Genomic DNA, 20746 nt, shown 5'->3' with positions numbered 1-20746 from the left:
AACCCTGACGACGCGCCGTAGTCCACTGGTTAAGCCCGGCCATTGCCGGGCCATACCCAAACCCGGCACCCGTCCTGAAGGCCGGCCAAAGCCTGGGCCCTCAGTTCAAGGAGATACACATGAAACGTTCTGTACTGTTAGGTCTGTTCGTTACAGCTTCCATGATGGCGTCCACCTCGTTTGCGGCCAACAACACCGACGACCTCTGCGAGGTCAACCTGCAAACCATCGCCAACGCCAAGGCCCAGATCCAGACCCCGGAACAACAGGCCCGCGTCGATGCCAGCGTCCAGCAAGCCAAGGCCCACCAGGCCATGGGCAGCAAGGAAGGCACCGAAAAATGCATCGCCGAAACCACCCAGACCATCCAGGAACTGAGGAACGCGAACAAGGACGGCAAAAACTGACCACCGCCCAGGGCCAACCTTCGGGTTGGCCTTCTGGCCCGCGTTGGCGTACACTGCACAGGCCTGTTGCTCACACGATACACGCAGCAACGGGTTCGGGGCCGTTTAGGATTCGACGCCGGTTGCGAAACTTTAGGTGCATGCCGAGTTGGTAACAGAACTCGTAAATCCACTGTTGCAACTTCTTATAGTTGCCAATGACGAAACCTACGGGGAATACGCTCTCGCTGCGTAAGCAGCCTTAGCTCTTCCCTTCTGGTACCTTCGGGTCCAGCAATCATCAGGGGATGTCTGTAAACCCAAAGTGATTGTCATATAGAACAGAATCGCCGTGCAGTACGTTGTGGACGAAGCGGCTAAAACTTACACAACTCGCCCAAAGCACCCTGCCCGTCGGGTCGCTGAGGGTTAACTTAATAGACACGGCTAAGCATGTAGTACCGACAGCGGAGTACTGGCGGACGGGGGTTCAAATCCCCCCGGCTCCACCAAATTAGCTATACAAATCAGGCACTTAGCGTTTTCGCAAGTGCCTTTTTTGTGCCTAGATGGGTGGTTTTGGCTCGGTTATGCCAGCTTAATGACAGCATCAGCATATCTGATCAAGGTATGCCCAGCAGGGAGGGAAGGAAGGGTGGCAAAGAACAACCCAACGGGTCAGCTTTTAGATTTGATGACCGCTGCACGCGAGCAGGGACACAATCAGCATACGATTGAAGCGCTAAGCACAGTCTTCGCCTGCAAGGCTGATGACAGCATTAGCGTGGCGCGTGGAATCCTCTATGCAATCAATTTATGTGCACAAGCAAGAGCGGCTACCGAGAAATTTATTCCTGGTAACAAAGCCATTTTTTTAGCACCTTTCGATAAAATTGAGGGGCTGTTCAGTCGGATGAATTTGCTCGCAGCATGGTCCACGTATCAGCCCTACATAAGCGATAGCGTGATTGCCGCGCTGACGTTCGGCGATCATTCTCTAAGCCTGACTTACGCAGGAGAGTCTCCAGAAACGCCTCAAGACATCAGAGATTTTATTTCTAGGTTGGACGTTCTTCTTGACGAGTGCTTGGCTTCCGAATTAGCTCCAGAACTCAAGGCACTATTTCTCCGACATCTCGAATCGTTAAGATCGGCATTGTTGGAGTACAGGTTGAACGGATCGGTTTCGCTTGAGAAAGCTTTGGATGAGATAGCCGGATCAATGGCTCGTCATCAGTCCACAGTTGGACGTGAATACGAATCTGGCAATATTTTTATTAAAGGTTTTTTCGAAACCTTGGGCAAAATTAACGATCTGGTGTCCACTGGACAAAATATATATCTGTTGGGCGCACCAGCAGCACCATTGCTTTTAAGTGTGCTGAACAACGTTTAACAAATAGCGGGACGCTTGGTTTATCGCCGTTTAAACCGCAGCCTCGTCGCAAATTCGGGATCACGGCGCCGTCACTGCTACGCTTTCCTACATAAACAGAGGCATGTCTATGCCAAATTCAGACCTACTCCCTTCCCTGCTCTTCAAGATCAACGAAAACCAATTGGCCCTTGAGGCCGCCATCCTTGAGTTGTCCAACTGGGTCGAGCAGCAAGGCGGCGCCGAAGTCGCGGACAACGTGCGCGGCGCCCTGGAAGCCATCGACAGGAACGAGGGGTTCATCAAGCTGACGCTCGCTGCCCTGATGACTCCAGAGTGAAGGTTCCTTTCACATATGGGCCAGAATGCGTACCGTCGACCTTATTCAATTCCCACTTCCGATCCAGCAAGAAATTAATGCAGTGGTTATTGCAGGCTCTAAAATATGACCCTTAGCTGCCATACAAGCGATAATTTCAAATGGCTTAAAGCCGTGCTTCCCCTGACAGTCCCCAAGCTCGTGAGCTAGTGTTCCACCCCCGCTGGCTAGTAGACAGGCTACAAAATTGAAGGAACCGAGGTCTAATTTTGTTAGTGATATATTCGACTCTGTCTTGGTTAACTTCACGGACCCACAAAGTCTCTCCTCATTTTCGATTGTTAACTCGACGACAACAGAATCATCAGTAGCGGTCCCCGTAACTGTTAGCTTAAATTCCCTGCCTTCATAGCCCGTTCCGTCCGTAAAATTCGTTGTCCAGATCTCCATGTCCACCTCCACATTTATTCGATGGAATTGAGTTGCCCTGGAACGATAGTAGAGATCCTTTACCAGAGACGACCCCTTCGTCGCCTCACTTCAATCGAGTCCGATGTAAGGCCACCTTTGCTAGAACCCTCACTTACCTGGCGTTAATTTCTTTTATGTACGCTTGGCACGCAGCCAATGCGATCAGTCCTTGGTCGCCGGCGTCGGTGATGGCGATAATTCGTTGAGCATGCGCTGGGTCAAGTTCGGCTCGTACGGTGCGAGGAGCCGCGCGATGACCCAGGCCGGAAAGGGAAAGGCGGAGACTACGAAGACTGCGGCCGGCCGCAGAAGCGTGAAACTGCTACGACCCGCACTAGAGGCACTGAAAGCGCAGAAGACCCACACATTTCTGGCGGACGCTGAAGTCTTTCAGAACCCCCGAACCCTGGAGCGATGGGCTGGCGACGGGCCGATCCGGAAAACGATGTGGGTGCCGGCGATGAAGAAGGCCGGTGTTCGATATCGACGGCCGTACCAGACCCGTCACACCTATGCATCGATGATGCTGTCTGCTGGCGAACATCCGATGTGGGTAGCCAGACAGATGGGACATACTGACTGGACGATGATTGCAAGGGTTTATGGGCGCTGGATGCCAACAGCAGATGAGCACGCAGGAAGTAAAGCTGAAAGCCTTTTCAGCGCTCTTCCCACGATAGGAGCGGAAGGTCAGTATGGCGCTTAGCCATCCTCAGTGGTAGCTTCAATGCTCACCTTCCTCTAAAAGGACTTTCGGAATGCTTCAAAGCGGATATATTAATTTCTTTAACGCAAACAAGTGCGGCCTCTATCGCCACTTCAGCGAAACGCCTAAAGGCTTGGACCTGGCTGAAACATTTTCAAAGCTGCAGAGTTGGAAGGGCGGCCGTAATTTTGAAGCGACAAATCCGTGGGACGCCGGCAGGAATAAAAACAAAACCGCGTGTTATTGCCATGCAGTGCATCATGACAAAGACAACGGAGACTATTTGCTAGTATTGTGGAAAGGAGATTCTGATCGACACGGCCCACTCTACGGAATAACAGTAAACGCTGATGGATCTATTGAGCAAGCGGTCGAGCAAACAAAAACGAAAACTAACAAACAAATGATTTGGGGGCGTCCATGCTATTACTGGGTGATCCCCGAACTTAATATAGTTGCATCAATAAAATTCGACAACTCACGCACAGACTCATCCATGTTTCAAGACTGGGTCAGAGGCTGCATAGATTTCAGAGTAGACTTGCCAGAATATAAAACCAGCTCAACCGACCATGGTTTCAAACGATACGAGATGATCGGCGAGGACGAGGATAAGTTCAAGTATTACTTCCAATTTGACTTATCTATGAAATCCCTGTCCACCTCATCAGCGGAGATGCAAAACCTTGCAAGACGAGTAACCCAGATAGTCAGACGCGAAACAGTGTCCATTAAAGAAGTTGACAAGCGAAAAGGGTTCGCAAGTTATTTCAAGAAATTTACGGTTCCTTTCGCTTCAGCTGAAGATAATTCATCTCGAAAAATTGAACTACGCATTGAGGCTCAACCCACAACCAAAGAAATAGAAAGCATTATCGAAACACACGCCACAAATCATGACGCGAATGTTTGGGAGGATGTAGGGTTTATTCTGGATAATAAGCCTACGAAGATTGTTTGGGCGAGCAAATATAGACTTACGGAGCACATTTCGATAGAAGATAATGGCAAACCCGTTTTTTCGGCTCCCGATATTTATGCTACCATCAAGTCTAGTCGAGATCGCTACTTAGCCCCTCTCAAAAAAGACATGTTATCAAAACAGGCCGAAGCAAATGGTTAAATTATCAATCATGGCTCTAGTCGCTGTTTCATTCGGCGCGTTAATATTTTGGCAAAACTCCACTTTCACGTACTCGGACTTCAAAGATTACTGCAGTACCCTGCTAGCCATTTCCGGCATGGTTTTCACGATCATGGGCATTTGGATAGCTTTTGTTTACCCCAACGCTATTACTCGACTACAAGACCCTAACAAAATTAAAATTGCGGACTTTACGGCTACAATGCAAGACACTCGCAGGCTAGAAAGCATTGTTGGAAGTATTATGGAGTCCGGGTCCGTGGCGATTTGTATAACGGCAATCTATCTACTGAAACTTTTAATATCAGGGATGCCAATTTACCTCGAATATCGTGAGGCAATTAAAGCTATCGGCGCTGGGATCGTGATTTTTCTTACTCTCGTACAGTGCTCTGCAGTCGTGAGCGTGATTTACGCTAATTATCTTTTCATAGACGACCTGCACACGCGCAGAGAAGCGCATGAAAGAGATGCAGACGCTTGAAAATGACAGCATTATGCCAGCCTCCAGTATGAAGCCCCTGTAATTAAGGAGTTAGACGCGGGTTCAAATCCCCCCGGCAAGTCCAACCCGCGTTTAGAAGTGTATCGTTGCACCACTCTAAAGCCGCGAATCACTCAAAAAAAGCACAAATACTATTCCTCAAACCCCGCTGCAACGTAGACGAGAGGATAGGCTGGCAGTTTGCCACCCAGCCTGACATGCTAAGCCCCCTGTGGATCGCGCCCTAGCACGGAGCTCTCGCCCTTGAACCCCCAGCACTTCAGTTTCACCACCCAATCCTTCAACAGCAATACCACCACCGCCAACGTGTTTATCCACGGTTATTCCGCGGGCCACAACTTCACCGATCGGGCACTGCTGGTCAGCCAGATTCCGCAGGCCCTGAATGCCGATATCAATCTGCTGATGTTCTGGGAATCCAGTCACTTCGGTTCAATCGGCAAGCTTTCGCGCAATGTTATTTTCGGCGCCTCGCGTCTGCATCCGGCAGCACCGCTGGTGGCGTTTGCCGGGGACAGGGCCGTGCATTTCGCGATGTCCCGCAAACGCGCGAATCTGGTTGGCGAAGCTCTGCTCGATGAGCTGATGGAATACCTGCTGGAGCACTACCCTTACGTCACCCACGTAAACCTTGTCGGCCACTCTTTGGGCGGACGTGTGGTGATCAGCGCGCTGCGCAAACTGGCCCAAAACCGCGATGCGTGCGACCTGGTCATCAATGACGTGCTGTTGATGGCTGCGGCTGTGGAGGTGTCGGAGGACGAAGCGCAGGCGTTGAAGGACACCGCGAAACGTGTAATTAACGCCTACTCCAAGTCGGACGTTGTGTTGCTGTTCAATGCCGATGAAAAATGCCTGGGGCGGCATGAAGTCGAGCCCTTCGATAACGTTGAAATGACCAGGTTCGGCCACCTGGATTATTGGCCGAAACTGCATGACGTGCTCATGCGCACGCAGTTTGCCGGCTTTAACGGCCAACAACTCGGCCAGCCCCAGTTGCAAGACCCGGTGCTCAATGACGTCCTGCTGTATGGCCTGCTCAAGGGCGTTCCGCAGGAGGTACTGGCCCAAGGTATCAAACACCTCAAAACCAGCAGTTGGACCAGCATCGACGAGCAACAGCCGCTGCACTCCTTCATCCGTGAAATGCAGCACCTGGGTGGTCACTGCATGGTGAATTTCGTGCGGGGCCGGGGCATTGGCTACGCCGCGCTGCTGGACATGCTGGTGGAGCACTTCGACCTGGGCAATGACCGGCAACGTTGCGGTGCCGTCGTGGAGCTGGAGGCGCTGTTGATTCGGCAAGTGTTCGACAACGCGTTCCCGGATGGCCATGCCTTCAGCAGTTCGCCAATTGCCGCAGTGAAGGCCATGCCTGCGGACACCTATTTCAGCCATGTCGACGCACTGGCTGAGCGCTTGACGTTGGCCTCCTACGTCAAGACTCCAGCCTCTGCTCCGGAGGTGCAAACCTCCCAAACGCTGACAGTCACCGGCGGGGCGCTCAACATCACGCAGCTGGCGAGCTGGAACATGCTGTCGGCGTTGCCCGAGTTACTGGGCAAACATTTAGCCGGCCGCTGGATGACTAATTTCAAGACCGCGCTGAAACCCGGTTACTCGGCTTTGGTGCCCGCCGTGGCTGTGGTGTTTTTTGCGCGGGTTCACTGGGGGAGCGAGCGTGGGTTCAGACACCGCTGAGACATCCACCGCAGCAAGCGCAACCAACGTCAGATAGGAAGACACCATGACTGCAGCCGAAGACCTCCCCGAAGGTCTCTACCTCAAACTCACCGACCATGTCGGCGCGCTGCTCAGCGCCCTGGGCCGCAGCGCTGACGACGCCAGCCTCGCCTCTGCCCAGGCGGATGCCCAAAACAAGCTCAAGGAGATCGAGCAGGCGCTGACCAGCGCTATTCTCGAGCTGAAGGAAAACGCCGAGCACAAGACCTTCACGGTGGCTTTCTACGGCGAAACCAACGCGGGCAAGTCGACTCTGATCGAAACCTTGCGCATCCTGCTCAAGGAAAGCACCAAGCAGGCCCAGCGCCAGCAGTTCCTCGATCTGCAACAGCAGTCGGGCCTGAGTGAAGCAGCGCTACAGGCGCTGGAAGGGGAAATCGCCTCGTTGATCTCGCGCCTGGCCCAGGCCGAAGCAGAGGTGCTCGCCGCCGACGCCCGCCACGACCAACGCCAGGTCGAGCAACAGTTGCAGGAAGAGGCCCTGCGCACACGTATCGAAGAACAGAAGCGCAACGCAAACCTGTTCCAGCGCATCCTCAACCTGCTGCGCAAGCTTCCCGAGGAAATCGCGCTGGTGCAGTTGAAGGCCGGCGCGTCGGTATTGCCCGTGCAGCGTGACGCCGAATTGACCACGCTGCGCCAGCAAAGCGAGCAACTTCAAGGACAACTCGGCGAGCAGAACCAGCGCCACGCCAGCGCTCTCGACAACCTGCAGCAGCTGGCCGCCTTCGAAGACGGTCGCATCATCGGCGATGGCCGCGCCGACTTCACCCGTGAAACCCAGGCCTACACCTTCGAAAGCGCTGGGCAGCAGTTCCAACTGCTCGATGTGCCCGGTATCGAGGGCGATGAAAGCAAAGTCAGCGAGCAAATCGACAAGGCGGTGAAGCGTGCCCACGCGGTGTTCTACGTCACCTCCAAAGCAGCGCCGCCGCAGTCAGGCGACGCCGGGCGGCCTGGCACGCTGGAGAAGATCAAGGCGCAACTGGATGCGCAGACGGAAGTGTGGACGCTATACAACAAGCGCATCACCAACCCCATCGCCCTCGACAAACCAAACCTGGTCAGTGCCGACGAACAAACCAGCCTGGACAACCTCGACCAGGTCATGGCCGGACAGCTCAAGGGCCACTACCGCCGCAGCATGACCCTGTGTGCACTGCCAGCGTTCTACGCCGCTGCCGAATGCCTGGTACCGCGCTCCACAGCGGCGGCCAGCCGCAAGAAGTTCCTTGATGCCATGCCTGCGGACGACCTGCTGACGAAGTCTGGCATCAAGCAGTTCTACCGGCACCTCACCCATGATCTGGTGACGGACGTGAAGGCCAAGATCCGCCGTTCGAACATGAACAAGGTGCAATTGGCCGTCACCCACGTGTGCGAGGAAATCGCGGTCATCCAGCACAAACAGTTCGTGCCACTGGCCAGGAAGCTCAAAGAAGAGGCCGAGAGCGCTTGCGAGCAATTGCAGATCGCCTTCACATCGCTCAACAGCCGACTCGCCAACGAGGGCGAGAAGTCTATTGGTCAATTCGAAGAGAACGTGCGTAACCGCGTTTACGAGCGCATTGAAAGCAACATCAGCAACGACGAATTCAAATCCACGCTCGAACGGGTATTCGAGAGTGAGCAAGCCGCCCTGCAAGAAAAACTGCCTGCGGTGCTCGACAAACAAGTCGAGCGGTTCCAGAACCAGGTCAGCGATATCGTGCAGCGCTTCGAAGCTCATGCCAAAGACCTGCTCGACGGCTACTCGCAAATCGGCAAGACCCGCTTGGCCAGCGACTTCAACCTGAATGTGAACATCGATAACGGCATCAACGTAGTGAGCCTGCTCGCCACCCTGGCCGGCGGCGTGGCGTTGTTCTGGAGCCCGGTAGGCTGGGTGATGATGAGCATCGGCGTGGCCACGCTGCTTATCGGCCTCGTCAAGTCGGTGTGGGGCTTCTTTGACGACGATTACAAGAAAGGCCAACAACGCAAGGCCACCGACAAGAACCTCGATCAAGCCTGCGAGGCCATCCGCGAAGGTTTCCAGAAAACCCTCAAGCAAGCACTGCCGCCGCTGAAAGACAAGATCCGGCACATTGACAGCGTCCTGCATCAACCCGCCCGCCAGGCCAGGCATATCCAGCGCAAGCTTGAAGCCGCGCACCTGGGCCTGCAAAAACTTGCCAGCGACCTCAACGCATAAGGAACTGCAACATGCATTCGACCCTTGAAAGCTTTCAACACCAGAACAACCAGGCGCTGGCACTGCTGGGCAAGCTGCAGGCGTTTCTCGAACAAGGTGCCGCGCTGGGCGTCAACATCGACCCCAGCCTGTTGAGCAAGCTCGAACACGCCAGCCAGAACCTGGCCACCGAAAAGCTCAAGATTGCCCTGATCGGCGGCTTCTCCGAAGGCAAGACTTCCATCGCCGCCGCGTGGATGGAGCGCCTGGACAAGGCCAGCATGAATATCAGCCAGCAGGAGTCGTCCAACGAAGTGAAGGTCTACGACGTAGACAACAACTTCGTGCTGATCGACACCCCCGGGCTGTTCGGTTTCAAAGAGCAGTACAACGCCGACATCGATGCCATGGAGAAGTACAAGGACATCACCCGCAAGTACGTCAGCGAAGCGCACTTGGTGCTGTATGTGATGAACTCCACCAACCCGATCAAGGACAGCCACAAGGACGACCTGAACTGGCTGTTCCGCACCCTTGACCTGCTGCCGCGCACGGTGTTCGTGCTCAGCCGCTTCGACGAAGTGGCCGATGTTGAAGATGAAGACAGCTATGCCCAGCACTTGCAGGTAAAACGCAGCAACGTCGAAGCCCGTCTGCGCGAGAGCATCGCTGCCACCGACGCGGAAGTAGCAGCCTTGAGCATTGTTGCGGTCGCCGCCAACCCGTTCGACATGGGTACCGACTACTGGCTCGAACGCCTGACCAAGTTCAAGGCACTGTCGCATATCGGCAACCTGCAACAGGCCACTACCGGGAAGATCCAGGCCAGTGGCGGGCCGGCGAAAATCGTCGAGCAGGCGCGCAAGAGCGTCATCCTCGACGTGCTGCACAAGGAGTTGCCCGTAGCGGTGGAGAACGACCAGCGCCTGGGTGATGAAGTGGAGCGCCTGAGTGGCGTCAACCGTGCCCTCACTCGCCAGCTCAATGGCGCCGAGGGCCAGATAAGCGAAGTGCGCACAGGCCTGCGCGAGTTCGTGGCGCGTTACTTTGCCGGGCTGATCCTGCGCACCAAGGGCCTGACCCAGGAAACCTTCCAGGAATTCTTCGAGCATGAAATAGGTCGCGACGGCGTCATGGTCAACACTCGTCTGAAGAACGAGTTTGAGCGCCAGCTCAATGGTGTCAGCCAGGAGCTTTCCCGCATGCGCCTCAGCTTCGACTCGGAGATAGACCACTTCAATAGCACCGTGATCGACCTGGGCAAGCAGGGCTTGAACTACGTGGTCAAGGGCAAGTTCATCAACAACGGCAGCATCCTGGCAGCCCGTGATGGCATCGTCGGCGCGGCCAAGACGTTCGGTGTGGATCTGGGCAAGACCCTCAAGTTCCAGCCATGGGGTGCGGTGAACCTGGCCAAGAACCTCAATGGCATCCTTTCGGTGGCTGGCTTGGCACTGGAGGCCTGGGACAGCTACGAGCGCAAGAAGCGCGAAGATCAGTTCCGCCTGGCGCTCGTCGAGATGGAGAACAACTTCAACGATCAGCGTGAAGAAGTGCTGGCCCTTATCGACGACCCAAGCTTCGAGGCCCAATTCTTCCCGGACTATGCCTCATTGCAAAGCAATGCCGAAGACGTGCGCAATGCTATCCAGAGCCAGAACACGCTGCGTGAACAGTTCCAGCAATGGCGCCAAAGCGGGGAGTTGATCGAGGCCGAGTTCACCCGAATCGAAGGGTAAAAGGCGCGCGGCCCAGCCCACTCCTACAGGTAGCGCGCCGTTTTATGGGGCAACGCAAATTTCTGTAGGAGCGGGCTTGCCCGCGAACACCGGCGCAGTCGGTGCCATACATCCTGGCACCTTCTTCGCGGGCAAGCCCGCTCCTACAGGCGTTGCGTTTATTGCTGGAGAGCGCTTATGGCTTGGCCTGCTCCGGCGTGATCCAGCGCACTTCGATACGCCGCTGCTGAGCATCCTCCGGTGCAATACCGGGGATAGGCTGTGAGTCTCCATAACCCGCCACCACGACTCGCCTTGCCGTGGCAGCATCGAGGTTGCCGATAATCAACTTGCGCGCCTCACGCGCGCGGGCGGCCGAGAGCGTGAAGTTGTCGTCGTAAACCGTGCAATTGGCCTCGAAGTTGGTAACCGGGCGCAACACCGGCAGGTTGTCGGTATGACCCTCGATGTACACCTGGGCGCCCTGGAACTGCCCCAGGAACTTCGTCACCGCCACCTCGATGCTATTGAAGGCTTCCCGGGACTGCTCAGTAATGCAGGCACTACCACGGCCAAACACCCCATCACGCAGCGTCAGTTTCTGCGCGCCCAGGTCCAGCGCCACCAGGCTGGCGCCGTCAGTGCTGTTGAGCGAGTCGCGCAACGCACCCAGCAACTGCTCCACCTTCTGCCGCTGGCTGGCACTGCTCTGGGCCTGCTCCTGCTGGTGCTTGATGTCCGAATAGCTCTTCTGCAACACCGCCATCACCAACAGCAGCATCACCACCGCCATTACCCCAGCCATCAGGTCGGCAATGGACACCCATTCATTCGGTTTGTCTTTCATCGCCCGTTACCTTCACTCGACCGTTTCTTGCTGCAACACCACCGGCTGCGGGCGGTCGAGCACATGAAGCTGCTCGATGATCTGACGCAACGACTGGGTGATCTCGGGGTCGGTACTGCGCTGCTGGCCGCGCTCGGCAAGGGTGCCCAGTGCTTCCAGATGCTGCTGAATACCCTGAAGGTTACGACCGATCATGTCCACCCCCGCCGCCAGTGCATCCACCGCAGGTTGCAGCGGGCTGCTCTGCTGCATGACATTGAGCTGCTCGACCAGCGCCTTGATTTCATTGGCTGCCAACTCGGCCTGTTTCGTCACCTCGTCGTAACGGCCATCGAGAGCGACCATGCGCCGGCCGCTTTCGGAAACCGCCTTGAGCCCCGAGGTGATCCGCTCTTGCAGCACCTCCACCAGGTGCGTCATGCCTTGCACTTTTTCCTGCAAGGTGTAGCTGGAACTCTCGAACGTGCTAAGCGCCGTGGCCTGCATCTTCAGCGAGCGCTCGTTGGAGGACTTCATGTCATCCATGATCTCGCCGACGCTCTGCGACAGGTTGTTCACCGCGATGGAGATACCTTGCGTGGCGTCAGACAAGCTGGCCGACATTTGCTCCATGTTGCCAGTGAAGCTGCTACCCATCAGCCCGATTGTCTCGCCCAAGTCCTGTTTCAAATGGCCCAGCACACCGGCGACACCTTCCTTGAAGTCGGCAATGGCTTGCTGCAGGTCACCGGCAGATTCACCGATGGTGCTCGCCGCGCTGGCCATCTGTTCGGCAGCGCCAGAAATTGCCGCCAGGTTGCGTGCGTTGCTGTCGATCAACTGCTCCATGGCCTGGCGCGTAGCACGAGCGTCTTCGAGCTGCGCCTGGTTCTGCTCGCCATGCTGTTGCAACTGGGCATCGATGCCGCCCAGCGACGTCAGCACTTGCTCGCTGGTGTCGTTTAAGGCTTGCAGCATTGGCAACGCGGTAGCCAAGGTCTTGCCGCTGGCTTGCTGGGCTTGCAGCAGGTCTTGTCGAACCTTGCTGCCGGCTTGGGCTTCCTGCAGCAGGGCTTGCCCTGCCTGGTTTGCGGTCGCTTGCAGCTCTTGCAGCTTTTGCAAATGCTGGCTGCCGGTCTGCTGGCCCTTGAGCAGCGACTGGGTGCCGGCCTGCTGCGCCTGCAACAGAGCCTGCAAGGTCTGGTTACCGGTTTGTTGCTCTTGCAACAACGTTTGCAGGGTCTGGTTGCCCGCTTGTTGATCCTGCAGCGACACCTTCAACGGCTCCAGCAACGCGTCGATGCTGGAACGGTTGTTGGTCAGCGCCTGCTGGGTCGTGGCGGTATGGTGCTTGAACTGGCGGCTCTGCAAGTCCAGCAACTGGCGCTGGCTCTCGTTCTGGGCAGCCATGTTCTGGTCGAGACGGGCCAAGGTGTCGAGCAGCGCCATCTGCGCCTGCTGGCGTTCCTCCTGGCGCTGCTGGCGGCTGCTGTCGAAGGCGTGCTTCATCTGCTTGACACACCAACGCAGGCGGCGCTCCTCGTAGCCGTTGCGTGCGGCATAAAGCTTGAGCAACAGGAACGCCAGAATGCCCCAGGTCGAGGTTTTGAACTTGGTGCCCAGGCCTTCCATCATGCCCATGAGGTTCTTCATGGCATCGTCCATGCCGCCACCGGCATTGGCGTCCACCAGAATGGTCGATGCCTTGTTCAGGGCGATACCAAGGCCCAGGAAGGTGCCCAGCAAACCCAGGATCAACAGGATCCCAGGCATGTACTCGGCCATCCGTTCGCCAGGGCTGGCCACCGCAGCGCTGATTTCATGCAGGGAGCCGTGTTCGACGTCCAGGTCGTCCTGGCCGCCTCCCTTCCACCGGCTGGCCCAGGTCTGCTCGCGTGCGCCGCGCTTCAACGCCACCACGGTCAGCAGCGAAAGCAGGCCGATCAACCCGGCGAACAACATCTGCAGCGGATCGGCAGAAGGCAGCAGGAACGTCAGGATCTCTTGAAAACTCACGCAGACACCTCAACCAGGCGGGCAGCACGTTCACGGCTGGCTTCTTCGAAGATGTTGGCAAAGTCGATGATCAGGCTCTGCTCGTCTTCGGTGAGCTCCTCCCACAACTTGCCGTGTTGCGCACAATCGATGATGACCATGCCCACCTGCTGGCTGTCCGCAAGCAGGTACGCGTCGTCGGCGAAGTCTTCCGGCTCCTTTTCCAACACCTGCAGGAAGCCCTCGGCGGCGAACACGTAGTTGCGCATTTCCTGGTTGCGTTTGCGCAGCTCGTCCATCTGCGCCTTCAGGCCTGGCAAGCGAGCCTGAATGTCGGCCAGGGCGGCCTTGTCTTCGGCAGAAGGCTCGCCGAGGTTCATACTGATTTTCAGCTGACGTTCCTGCACCTGAAGCTTGGCCACCGCTTCGCTGAGGGTTTTCCAGTCCTTCTCCTGCTGTTCGAGGTTGCAACCCCAGGCCATGATCAGCTCTTCGAACACGAACGGAATCAGCTTCTTGCCGAAGCGAACCTCAATCACCTCATCCAGGCGCACCGCCTGGTCGTCACTGATTTGCGGCTTGGCCTTGAGCAGCTCGGAGGCCACTTCAACCAGGAACAGGTCATCACGGTTCAGGGCTTCCAGGTCCTGGGCGCGAATCAGCCGCTGTTCGGTTTCCTTGAGCAGCTTCTGCGAGGCGCGCAGGCGCAGGTAGTGGTCGAAATCGGCAATGCGGTTGTTCTCCAGCACTTGCTGGATGCGCGTGCTCAACTGCGCGTACTGGGTAATCAGAGTGGCCAGGTCGAGGGCGCGGCGGGCGTCGCCGCGTACGTCTTCGCGGGCTTCGCGCAGCACTTCCTCGTGAGTGGCCGCCTGCTCCATCTCCGCATCGTTCAGCACGATGTCGCGCAGCGTCTTGGCCTTGGCGATGGCCCACTCGACAGCAGCCTTGACCTTCTTCGCCAGCTCGCTCTTTTCCCAGTTCAGCAGGGCTTCCAGCGCCTTGTCGAACGCGCGAATGGCCGTGGCCACCCAGGGGAAGGTCGGCAGCGCAACGGTGGCCCAATCCGCGGCCACCTTGAGCGCGGGCCGGACCACATTGGCGATGAATGGCTTGACCTTGTTCCACACCTCGGTGACCTTGCCCACGAACGATTCGGCCTTGGTCGCCATCCAGTCCAAGGCATCCCTGGCCTTTTCGCGCACGGCTTCGTACGTGGAGCGCACGGCCCCCACAACGGTTGAACCCACGCTTTTGATAGCGCTCCAGCAATTCGATAGAAAGCCCATGAATCAGTCCTCTTGATGGCGTCAGTCGATACCCAGCATGGCCTTGGCCCGCTTGGCATCCTTGATGGCGTGGTTGGCGTGGGTGGCGACCTGCCGCTGGGCGGTCTGCACTTCGTCGATGGCCAGCTGAATGTGGCTCAGTTGCAAGGTGGCCGGGCTGCCTTGTTGTTCCGCGGCAAGCAGCGCCTTGGGCAACGCCAGGCGCATGCAGGTACGTATTTCGCGCCCCGACATGCCTTCCGATTGCAAGGCCGCTTCGGTCAGCAGCAGGTCACGGGGCGAATCCAGTGGGATCTGCTCCACCATAAAACGCGACCACAGTTGCTCGCGCGCGGCCAGGTCCGGAAGGCTGAACTCGATGTGGTAGCCGATCCGGCTGCGGAACGCTTCGTCGTAGTTACCCGCGAAGTTGGTGGCGAACACCACGATGCCCTCGTACCGCTCAAGCTCGATGAGCAAGGTCGAGCGCATGGCGTTGACTTCGTTGTCGACCCCTTGCGTAACCGACGACAAGCGCTTGCCGAGCAGCGTATCGGCCTCATCGAAGAACAGCAGCGCACCGGTCTCCCTCGCCTGGGCGAAGGCGGCCTGGATATTGCGCGCCGTTTCGCCCATGAACTTGCTTTCCAGCTCGGCAATGCCCAGCGCCATGAACGGCAGGCCCAACTGGCCGGCCAGCGCCTCGGCGCACAGTGTCTTGCCTGTGCCTGGTGGGCCGTAGAAGTTGAGGATGGCGGTCATGCCCATGGGGTCGACCGCAGCGAACCCCCAGTCCTGATAGATGGTGCGATGAAAACGCAGACGCGCCAGGCACTCGTCCAGTTGCAGGCGTGTCTTGGCCGACAGCACCAGGTCATCGTTCAGGGTGAAGCGCGTAGGCCTTATGGTGAAACTTGGGTCGTTGCGAGCGGGGTCCAACACGCGAGGTGGCGCCGCGTTAGCGCCGGAAGCGTTATCGTGCATGGGGAAAACCTGCGGGAAATGGGCGCGGGAGCATCATAGGGTGGCATCCATGCTTCGAAGAGGTAGGGCAGAAGAGGCAGAGCAACGCCCCCGTCCGAGTCTTCTTCCAGAAGGCTCAAAAGTGGCATTTTGATTTCAAAGTGCTATCGAGCCTACTATGATCAAAAGACAATTTCTACCTCGACCAAAGTCACGAGCAGGCCTGCCCTTCTACCCTTTCTAAAATCTCAAGCCCTCATTCCCCCTGCTCCCCCGCCTTGCGCCAAAACGCATTTTCCCGCTCCATCTCCTTGTACCGGCAATACGCGCAGTAGCCCGCCTTCACCAGCACCGCCAGGCCAACGGCCGCCAACGCATTCTTCAACATGGTTGCTTCTCTCTTCTGCCTTGAGGGGTGCTAGAAGCATGCGCAGCGGGCACGTCATCTTGTGTCGTACCCAGCCCGAAACAACCGCTCACTCGCTACGACACATTCTGACCATGGTTTCCGGTATTGGACGAACTAAAGCTTGCAGGTTTGTCGCCGATAGGCAGACTGACTGCAGTAATGGCCAGGAGCCACGCCGCCAACCCTACAAGGAAGTTACTCTTGCCTTCAGCCAAGACCCACAACGCACTGAGCCGCCAATGGGAGCTGCTGCGCCATCTGCCCAAGCGCTCCCCCGGCATCACCGTTAGCGAACTGCTGGCGCGCCTGACCGGTGCTGGCTACGTCATGAGCCGGCGCACGGTCGAGCGCGACCTGAACGACTTGTCCCTGGTATTCCCATTGCAATGCAACGATGGCGGCACGCCCTTCGGTTGGTATTGGAAGCCTGGGGTGAGCGTTGAACTTCAGGGCATCACCCTGACCGAGGCGGTAAGCCTGGCGCTGGTCGAAGATGCCGTGCGACCACTGCTTCCCGGCAGCATGCTGAGCGTGCTGGAGCCACGTTTCGAACATGCCCGGCAGAAGCTCAAGGGCCTGGGCGAGGGCAACCCGGCCGCGCGCTGGCCCGACAAAGTCGCCAGCGTGCGGCCCGACTTCAACCTGCAAGCCCCGCAGATCCAGGCCGAGATACTCGAGGCCCTGCAGCACGCGCTCATCAGCGAGCAGCAGGTGCAGTGCCGGTACTACTCGGCGCACAACGACAAGCGCAGCGACCTTACCCTCAACCCGCTGGCCATCGTGCAGCGCGGGCTTGTCACTTACCTCATTGCCACCGCAGCGCCGTACACGGACATCCGCCAATTCGCGGTACACCGCTTCCAGGCAGTGAAGGCATTGGGCTCGCCCTGCCAGGGGCTGGAATCGTTCGACCTGCAGCACTACCTGGCCACCGACGCCTTACAGTTCGGCACGCCCGAGAAGATCCAGCTCAAGGCCTGGGTGAGCGAGTTCCAGGCGCGCCTGATTCGCGAAACGCCACTGAGCGAAGACATGCGGCTTGTACCGCAAGGCCAAGGCTTCCAGCTTAGCGCGACGGTGACCGATACCTGGCAGTTGCGCTGGTGGGTGTTGTCGCTGGGCGATGCCTTAGTGGTGCAGGAGCCTGCGTCTCTGCGCCAGCAGGTCGGCGATGCGTTGCGCCGTGCGGCGGCCGCTTATGAACTTGACGCGCCGGTGGTGTGAACGCGACATGCCGAATGAATCGACCCTGAAGCCTATCGCGACCCGGTTGTACGACCTGGCCGGGGGTGTGCGGCGCAGTGTCATTGAAGGCCCCGTGGTGTATGGCCTACCTGGGAAAGCGCAAGCGCCACTCGCCCAACAGGGCATCGAATACCCCGGCAGCGCGCATCTCCAGTGGCTGATGGCCGCACCGCGGACACTGCTCAAACCAATCCCCAGGCCCCAGCGCATCGCTGAGCGGCGCAACGGTCTTCTTCCAGCCACAACGGCCACAGACAAAAGTGAAAGGTCTAGGTCTTATCGGCATTTGCAAGCTCCATCTACAAGGTTTGCTCCACCTTGAGGGCCACCCACGACAAACCATGTCGCACACCCTCCATCCACCCATCTCAATGCTACTCAAACATCAATGTTCCGGACTGCTGACTCAAGGATGTTCAAATGACTCAGAAAAACCACCTCGACTTTAAGTCCGCCATTTCTTTTTCAGGGCTGGATATCTACACCCCTATCGAGGTTGGCGATGCAGATCACTGGATTCCGACTGCGCAACTCGAGACGTTGTTGAATGAAAGCCTTCGAGGTCTCTCCCTGGATGGGCTTGCGCTTCGGACTCGTTCCAAAGTCGTGAAGACGGAGGTCTGCAAGGCCCTCGGTTACGCTGCTCCTGCCTCTTTCAAAAAGACTCAACCACGATTCTTCGGGCAGCAGCTTGATATCTACACGCAGAAATCACTGAATCTTCAGATCTGGAATGAGGAGCTTTCGCCTACCCGTCGCTACGCGATCATCCACATCGACGAGCATGATTCGATCAGCAGCGTAAAAGTAATCAACGGGCAAGAGTTAGCTTTGCTTGATACCACGGGTACGATTACAACCAAGTACCAGGCGCGGCTGGAGGTGGGGATTTCGTCTCTCGAGCTGGTTTCGGAACAGGACACATTGCCTATCCGACAGCACGTCCGAGCGGGTTTGACGTTTGATCGTTCGGTGAGCCCGATTCAGGAACCGGAAAGCGGCAAGTTGCTGCCGATTGATGAGATTTTCTCTCGCCTCTCCCCGCTGATCGGCTTGTCTTTTCCCGACCCAGGGAGGACTCAGGAACGCAATCGCGGCGCGGGGCTTCATCGCCTGATCTGCCAACAACTCGGTTATAGCAACTACGAAGATAACGGGCAGTTCCCCGATATTCGCCATCAAATCCTTGAGGTCAAATTACAGACTTCGCCCACCATTGATCTGGGGCTGGTTCAACCCAGCAGCCTTGGGAAGCTGGACATTCAACAAATTGGCGAATTTCATCCCCGGCATTGCGATACGCGATATGCCATATTTTATGCGGCCACCGATGGGGTTACGGTGACGTTGACCCACTTGCTCGTTGTCACTGGCGAGGATTTCTTCAGCCGTTTCCGCCGCTTTGAAGGCAAGGTTAAAAACGGAAAAATTCAGATTCCTCTACCCCGCGACTTCTTCGGGATCTAATCCGAACACCTTCCAAACGAGCGCGTTCAGTTCAGAGATTTTCTGATCTGCCGTGCTCGACGGGAGTTCTTCATGAATGGCCTTGGCCAGATTAATGATCGCCTGAGTTTCCTTTCTGGCCGGGTCCGGCAACGGGAACAGTTCTACATACTGCGTAATGAAACGCCGTCTACCCGCGTAGAGCTTGTTATTGAAACGATGATCGTAGAACGCCTCGATGAATGTCGAATTAGCCACGGCCAATGCCAGCCAGAGCAGATCATTTTCATCTTCGCGCTCACACTGAATCCAGTAGCACTCGCCATTAACAATTCCCCCCTCTGTATCCATCCAGAAGGTTGGCCGCTCGGAGATGTCGGGAAAAACAATCTTGGGTGACGACCAGGCGGCCGGGTCTTGAGGGACCCAGAGTTCGTACCAGGCTCGACCTGCCTTGATCACATAACTCCGAGCCTCGAGCACATGCCGGTGCGATTCAAGATAACGGGCTGCTTTCGGGTACAGGCGCAAATCTACGGCCTTTCGACCCGTTGAAGTAGATTCATGGGGATACATGATCTCTTTTATGTTTTTCGCCTTGCTCGGAACGCAGGCTTTGAACTGACGAGCACAGTAGCGCGTGATCAACGGGCGAAGGAGCTCCGGACGCCCCCCTGGCAAATCAGACCAATCGCTGCGAACGAATACTTTATCAGCCGTTGATTTGACGCCTACGCGAATCTTCCCGACCCGGCGAAAAGTGTTCCAGGTATTTTGATTTACAACTGCAAGCCATTGATCGCTTGATTCAGTTGAAATACGCCATACGCCTTCAGCATGATCACCATTATCAAGCAGGCCATGGCGCACCAGGAAGTTTCGCCCATCCGCAATCGACACAATCGAATTATCGTTCATTGCAATTGCTTCGAAAGCGTCCGAGACAGTGGTCGAGGCGCTTTCCTTGGATTCATATATTGTTGAAAAAGCTACGCCCTCAACACAAGGTTCCCGTTCTTTCCTGATCCCCTGCGCCAACAAGACAGCAGGCAATACAGCGGCATCAAAAAGCTTGGTATCGCCGAAATCCCAGACATGTTTAATCTCGAATCTTGAGAGCAGCGCTCTCCTGACAGCCTGCCCTGATTTCGTGGTCATGAAACGATTGGAGGTAATAATGCCTGTTACCCCGTCCGGCGATAAAACCTGGGAGATTCCCAGCAGGAACGGGTAATACAGATCCACCCTCCCCGTCAGCCCAAAACTCTGAGCCAACTGCTGTGCCTGCCCGGTGCCCATGATTTGGGTACGAACATAAGGCGGGTTCGCGATCACCAAATCAAACGTCATCGGAGCTGACTGAGGATCGGAAAATAGATCTGCATCGCCGTTGAGGCTCAACACATGGTCCAGGAAATCTTTTTCTTCGATCAGAATTCGCACGTCCGGGAACGCCTGTCGAAGCCGAGCGGATGCACGCTCCACAGCGCCGGGATCGGTGTCATAGCCAACAACGCTCACGCGGCCCAGAACATCTGCAGGCAGACGATTCAGGAGTGCCGCAAGGAGGGAACCGGTTCCGGCCGCAGGATCCAGCACACGGATTTCGCCCTGTTCGGGTAGTTGCGCCGCTGAAACCATCTGATCGGCCACAAAAGCGGCGAAATCCGGGGGGGTGTAGGTGGCTCCCGCTGATTTCTGCTGATCAACCTCACTGTATCGGCGATTGCTGATGGCAAGCGTGGTGAGTTCAGCAGAACCATTCATATAGAGCATTCCCGATACAGGCTTGGAGGGATGAACACGCGGGCAAACCGGCCAACCTCAAAAAGCAACAAGGGTACAGGTTTTCGGCGCTTCTCCGAGCAATCATTTTCGTTTTTGACCTTCCTGGCTGAAAACGCGACGAGAGGTATATTGCTCTGAGCGACGACTTGCGCCTGGCTCCGCGCTTGAATGTTTAAACGCTCCCCGCAGGTGGCTCTCGAAAGCCACACCCTCTTGCGTCATTCCCTACAATCCCGCCAGAATCCGCCGGCTTGTGCGCCTGCGGC

17 protein-coding genes, 1 other RNA gene and 2 pseudogenes are annotated in these 20746 nt (G+C 56.8%); 12 read left to right on the top strand and 8 right to left on the bottom strand.

The features are described 5' to 3' along the window. Window positions 1-119 precede the first annotated feature (119 nt). From ABVN20_RS17455 to ABVN20_RS17440, 4 genes are all read left to right on the top strand, one after another. Window positions 120-407 carry a hypothetical protein gene (locus ABVN20_RS17455; protein ID WP_368556952.1) on the top strand — a complete coding sequence of 96 codons (288 nt, stop codon included), beginning with the start codon at window positions 120-122 and terminating at the stop codon, window positions 405-407. 97 nt (window positions 408-504) lie between these two features. After that, window positions 505-898, top strand: a transfer-messenger RNA (tmRNA) gene (gene ssrA, locus ABVN20_RS17450). 143 nt (window positions 899-1041) lie between these two features. Further along, window positions 1042-1782 carry a hypothetical protein gene (locus ABVN20_RS17445; protein WP_368556951.1) on the top strand — a complete coding sequence of 247 codons (741 nt, stop codon included), beginning with the start codon at window positions 1042-1044 and terminating at the stop codon, window positions 1780-1782. A gap of 109 nt (window positions 1783-1891) precedes the next feature. Then, entirely contained in the window at window positions 1892-2101 is a 210-nt protein-coding gene (locus ABVN20_RS17440) for a hypothetical protein (protein WP_368556950.1), read from the top strand. 45 nt (window positions 2102-2146) lie between these two features. Here the strand turns inward: ABVN20_RS17440 and ABVN20_RS17435 are convergent, their stop codons facing one another. Then, window positions 2147-2530, bottom strand: coding sequence for a hypothetical protein (locus tag ABVN20_RS17435; protein ID WP_368556949.1), 384 nt, complete (start codon window positions 2528-2530; stop codon window positions 2147-2149). A 133-nt stretch (window positions 2531-2663) separates the two neighbouring features. Next, window positions 2664-2783, bottom strand: a pseudogene (locus tag ABVN20_RS17430) (lysis protein); the annotation flags it as partial. Between the two features lie 12 nt (window positions 2784-2795). On the opposite strand from ABVN20_RS17430, the pseudogene ABVN20_RS17425 reads away from it, so the two are divergent. The 6 genes and pseudogenes from ABVN20_RS17425 to ABVN20_RS17400 all read left to right on the top strand — a co-directional run. After that, window positions 2796-3257, top strand: a pseudogene (locus ABVN20_RS17425) (site-specific integrase); the annotation flags it as partial. Between the two features lie 52 nt (window positions 3258-3309). Beyond that, window positions 3310-4380 carry a hypothetical protein gene (locus ABVN20_RS17420; protein ID WP_368556948.1) on the top strand — a complete coding sequence of 357 codons (1071 nt, stop codon included), beginning with the start codon at window positions 3310-3312 and terminating at the stop codon, window positions 4378-4380. Then, window positions 4373-4885 carry a hypothetical protein gene (locus ABVN20_RS17415; RefSeq protein WP_368556947.1) on the top strand — a complete coding sequence of 171 codons (513 nt, stop codon included), beginning with the start codon at window positions 4373-4375 and terminating at the stop codon, window positions 4883-4885. Before ABVN20_RS17420 ends, ABVN20_RS17415 begins: the two co-directional genes overlap by 8 nt. Window positions 4886-5149: 264 nt before the next feature. After that, window positions 5150-6607, top strand: coding sequence for a DUF726 domain-containing protein (locus ABVN20_RS17410; protein ID WP_368556946.1), 1458 nt, complete (start codon window positions 5150-5152; stop codon window positions 6605-6607). 46 nt (window positions 6608-6653) lie between these two features. Further along, complete coding sequence (locus ABVN20_RS17405) at window positions 6654-8843, top strand: hypothetical protein (RefSeq protein ID WP_368556945.1); 2190 nt, start codon at window positions 6654-6656, stop codon at window positions 8841-8843. 11 nt (window positions 8844-8854) lie between these two features. Beyond that, the gene (locus ABVN20_RS17400) at window positions 8855-10561 is read left to right on the top strand and encodes a LeoA/HP0731 family dynamin-like GTPase (RefSeq protein ID WP_368556944.1); all 1707 of its coding nucleotides are present in this window, start codon (window positions 8855-8857) and stop codon (window positions 10559-10561) included. 175 nt (window positions 10562-10736) lie between these two features. Here the strand turns inward: ABVN20_RS17400 and ABVN20_RS17395 are convergent, their stop codons facing one another. The 5 genes from ABVN20_RS17395 to ABVN20_RS17375 form a co-directional block, all read right to left on the bottom strand. Further along, complete coding sequence (locus ABVN20_RS17395; protein WP_145128967.1) at window positions 10737-11387, bottom strand: OmpA family protein; 651 nt, start codon at window positions 11385-11387, stop codon at window positions 10737-10739. Between the two features lie 12 nt (window positions 11388-11399). Beyond that, window positions 11400-13382 carry a hypothetical protein gene (locus ABVN20_RS17390; RefSeq protein ID WP_368556943.1) on the bottom strand — a complete coding sequence of 661 codons (1983 nt, stop codon included), beginning with the start codon at window positions 13380-13382 and terminating at the stop codon, window positions 11400-11402. Next, complete coding sequence (locus ABVN20_RS17385) at window positions 13379-14587, bottom strand: hypothetical protein (RefSeq protein WP_368556942.1); 1209 nt, start codon at window positions 14585-14587, stop codon at window positions 13379-13381. Before ABVN20_RS17385 ends, ABVN20_RS17390 begins: the two co-directional genes overlap by 4 nt. Window positions 14588-14671: 84 nt before the next feature. After that, the gene (locus ABVN20_RS17380) at window positions 14672-15613 is read right to left on the bottom strand and encodes an ATP-binding protein (RefSeq protein WP_368556941.1); all 942 of its coding nucleotides are present in this window, start codon (window positions 15611-15613) and stop codon (window positions 14672-14674) included. 235 nt (window positions 15614-15848) lie between these two features. Beyond that, on the bottom strand, window positions 15849-15980 hold the full coding sequence (locus ABVN20_RS17375; RefSeq protein WP_368556940.1) for a hypothetical protein: 132 nt from the start codon (window positions 15978-15980) through the stop codon (window positions 15849-15851). A gap of 222 nt (window positions 15981-16202) precedes the next feature. Between ABVN20_RS17375 and ABVN20_RS17370 the strand changes: the two genes are divergently transcribed. After that, entirely contained in the window at window positions 16203-17225 is a 1023-nt protein-coding gene (locus tag ABVN20_RS17370) for a helix-turn-helix transcriptional regulator (protein ID WP_368556939.1), read from the top strand. Between the two features lie 441 nt (window positions 17226-17666). Further along, window positions 17667-18713 (top strand): hypothetical protein, encoded by a 1047-nt coding sequence (locus tag ABVN20_RS17365; protein ID WP_368556938.1) that lies wholly within the window; start codon window positions 17667-17669, stop codon window positions 18711-18713. Here ABVN20_RS17365 and ABVN20_RS17360 read toward each other — a convergent pair. Continuing rightward, a complete protein-coding gene (locus ABVN20_RS17360; protein ID WP_368556937.1) occupies window positions 18687-20459 on the bottom strand; it encodes an N-6 DNA methylase in 1773 nt (590 codons plus the stop codon). The two genes, ABVN20_RS17365 and ABVN20_RS17360, sit on opposite strands and share 27 nt — an antisense overlap. Window positions 20460-20746 lie beyond the last annotated feature (287 nt).

This window comes from Pseudomonas sp. MYb118, assembly GCF_040947875.1.
GTDB lineage: Bacteria > Pseudomonadota > Gammaproteobacteria > Pseudomonadales > Pseudomonadaceae > Aquipseudomonas.
This window is presented reverse-complemented; position numbering and strand designations above follow the sequence as displayed.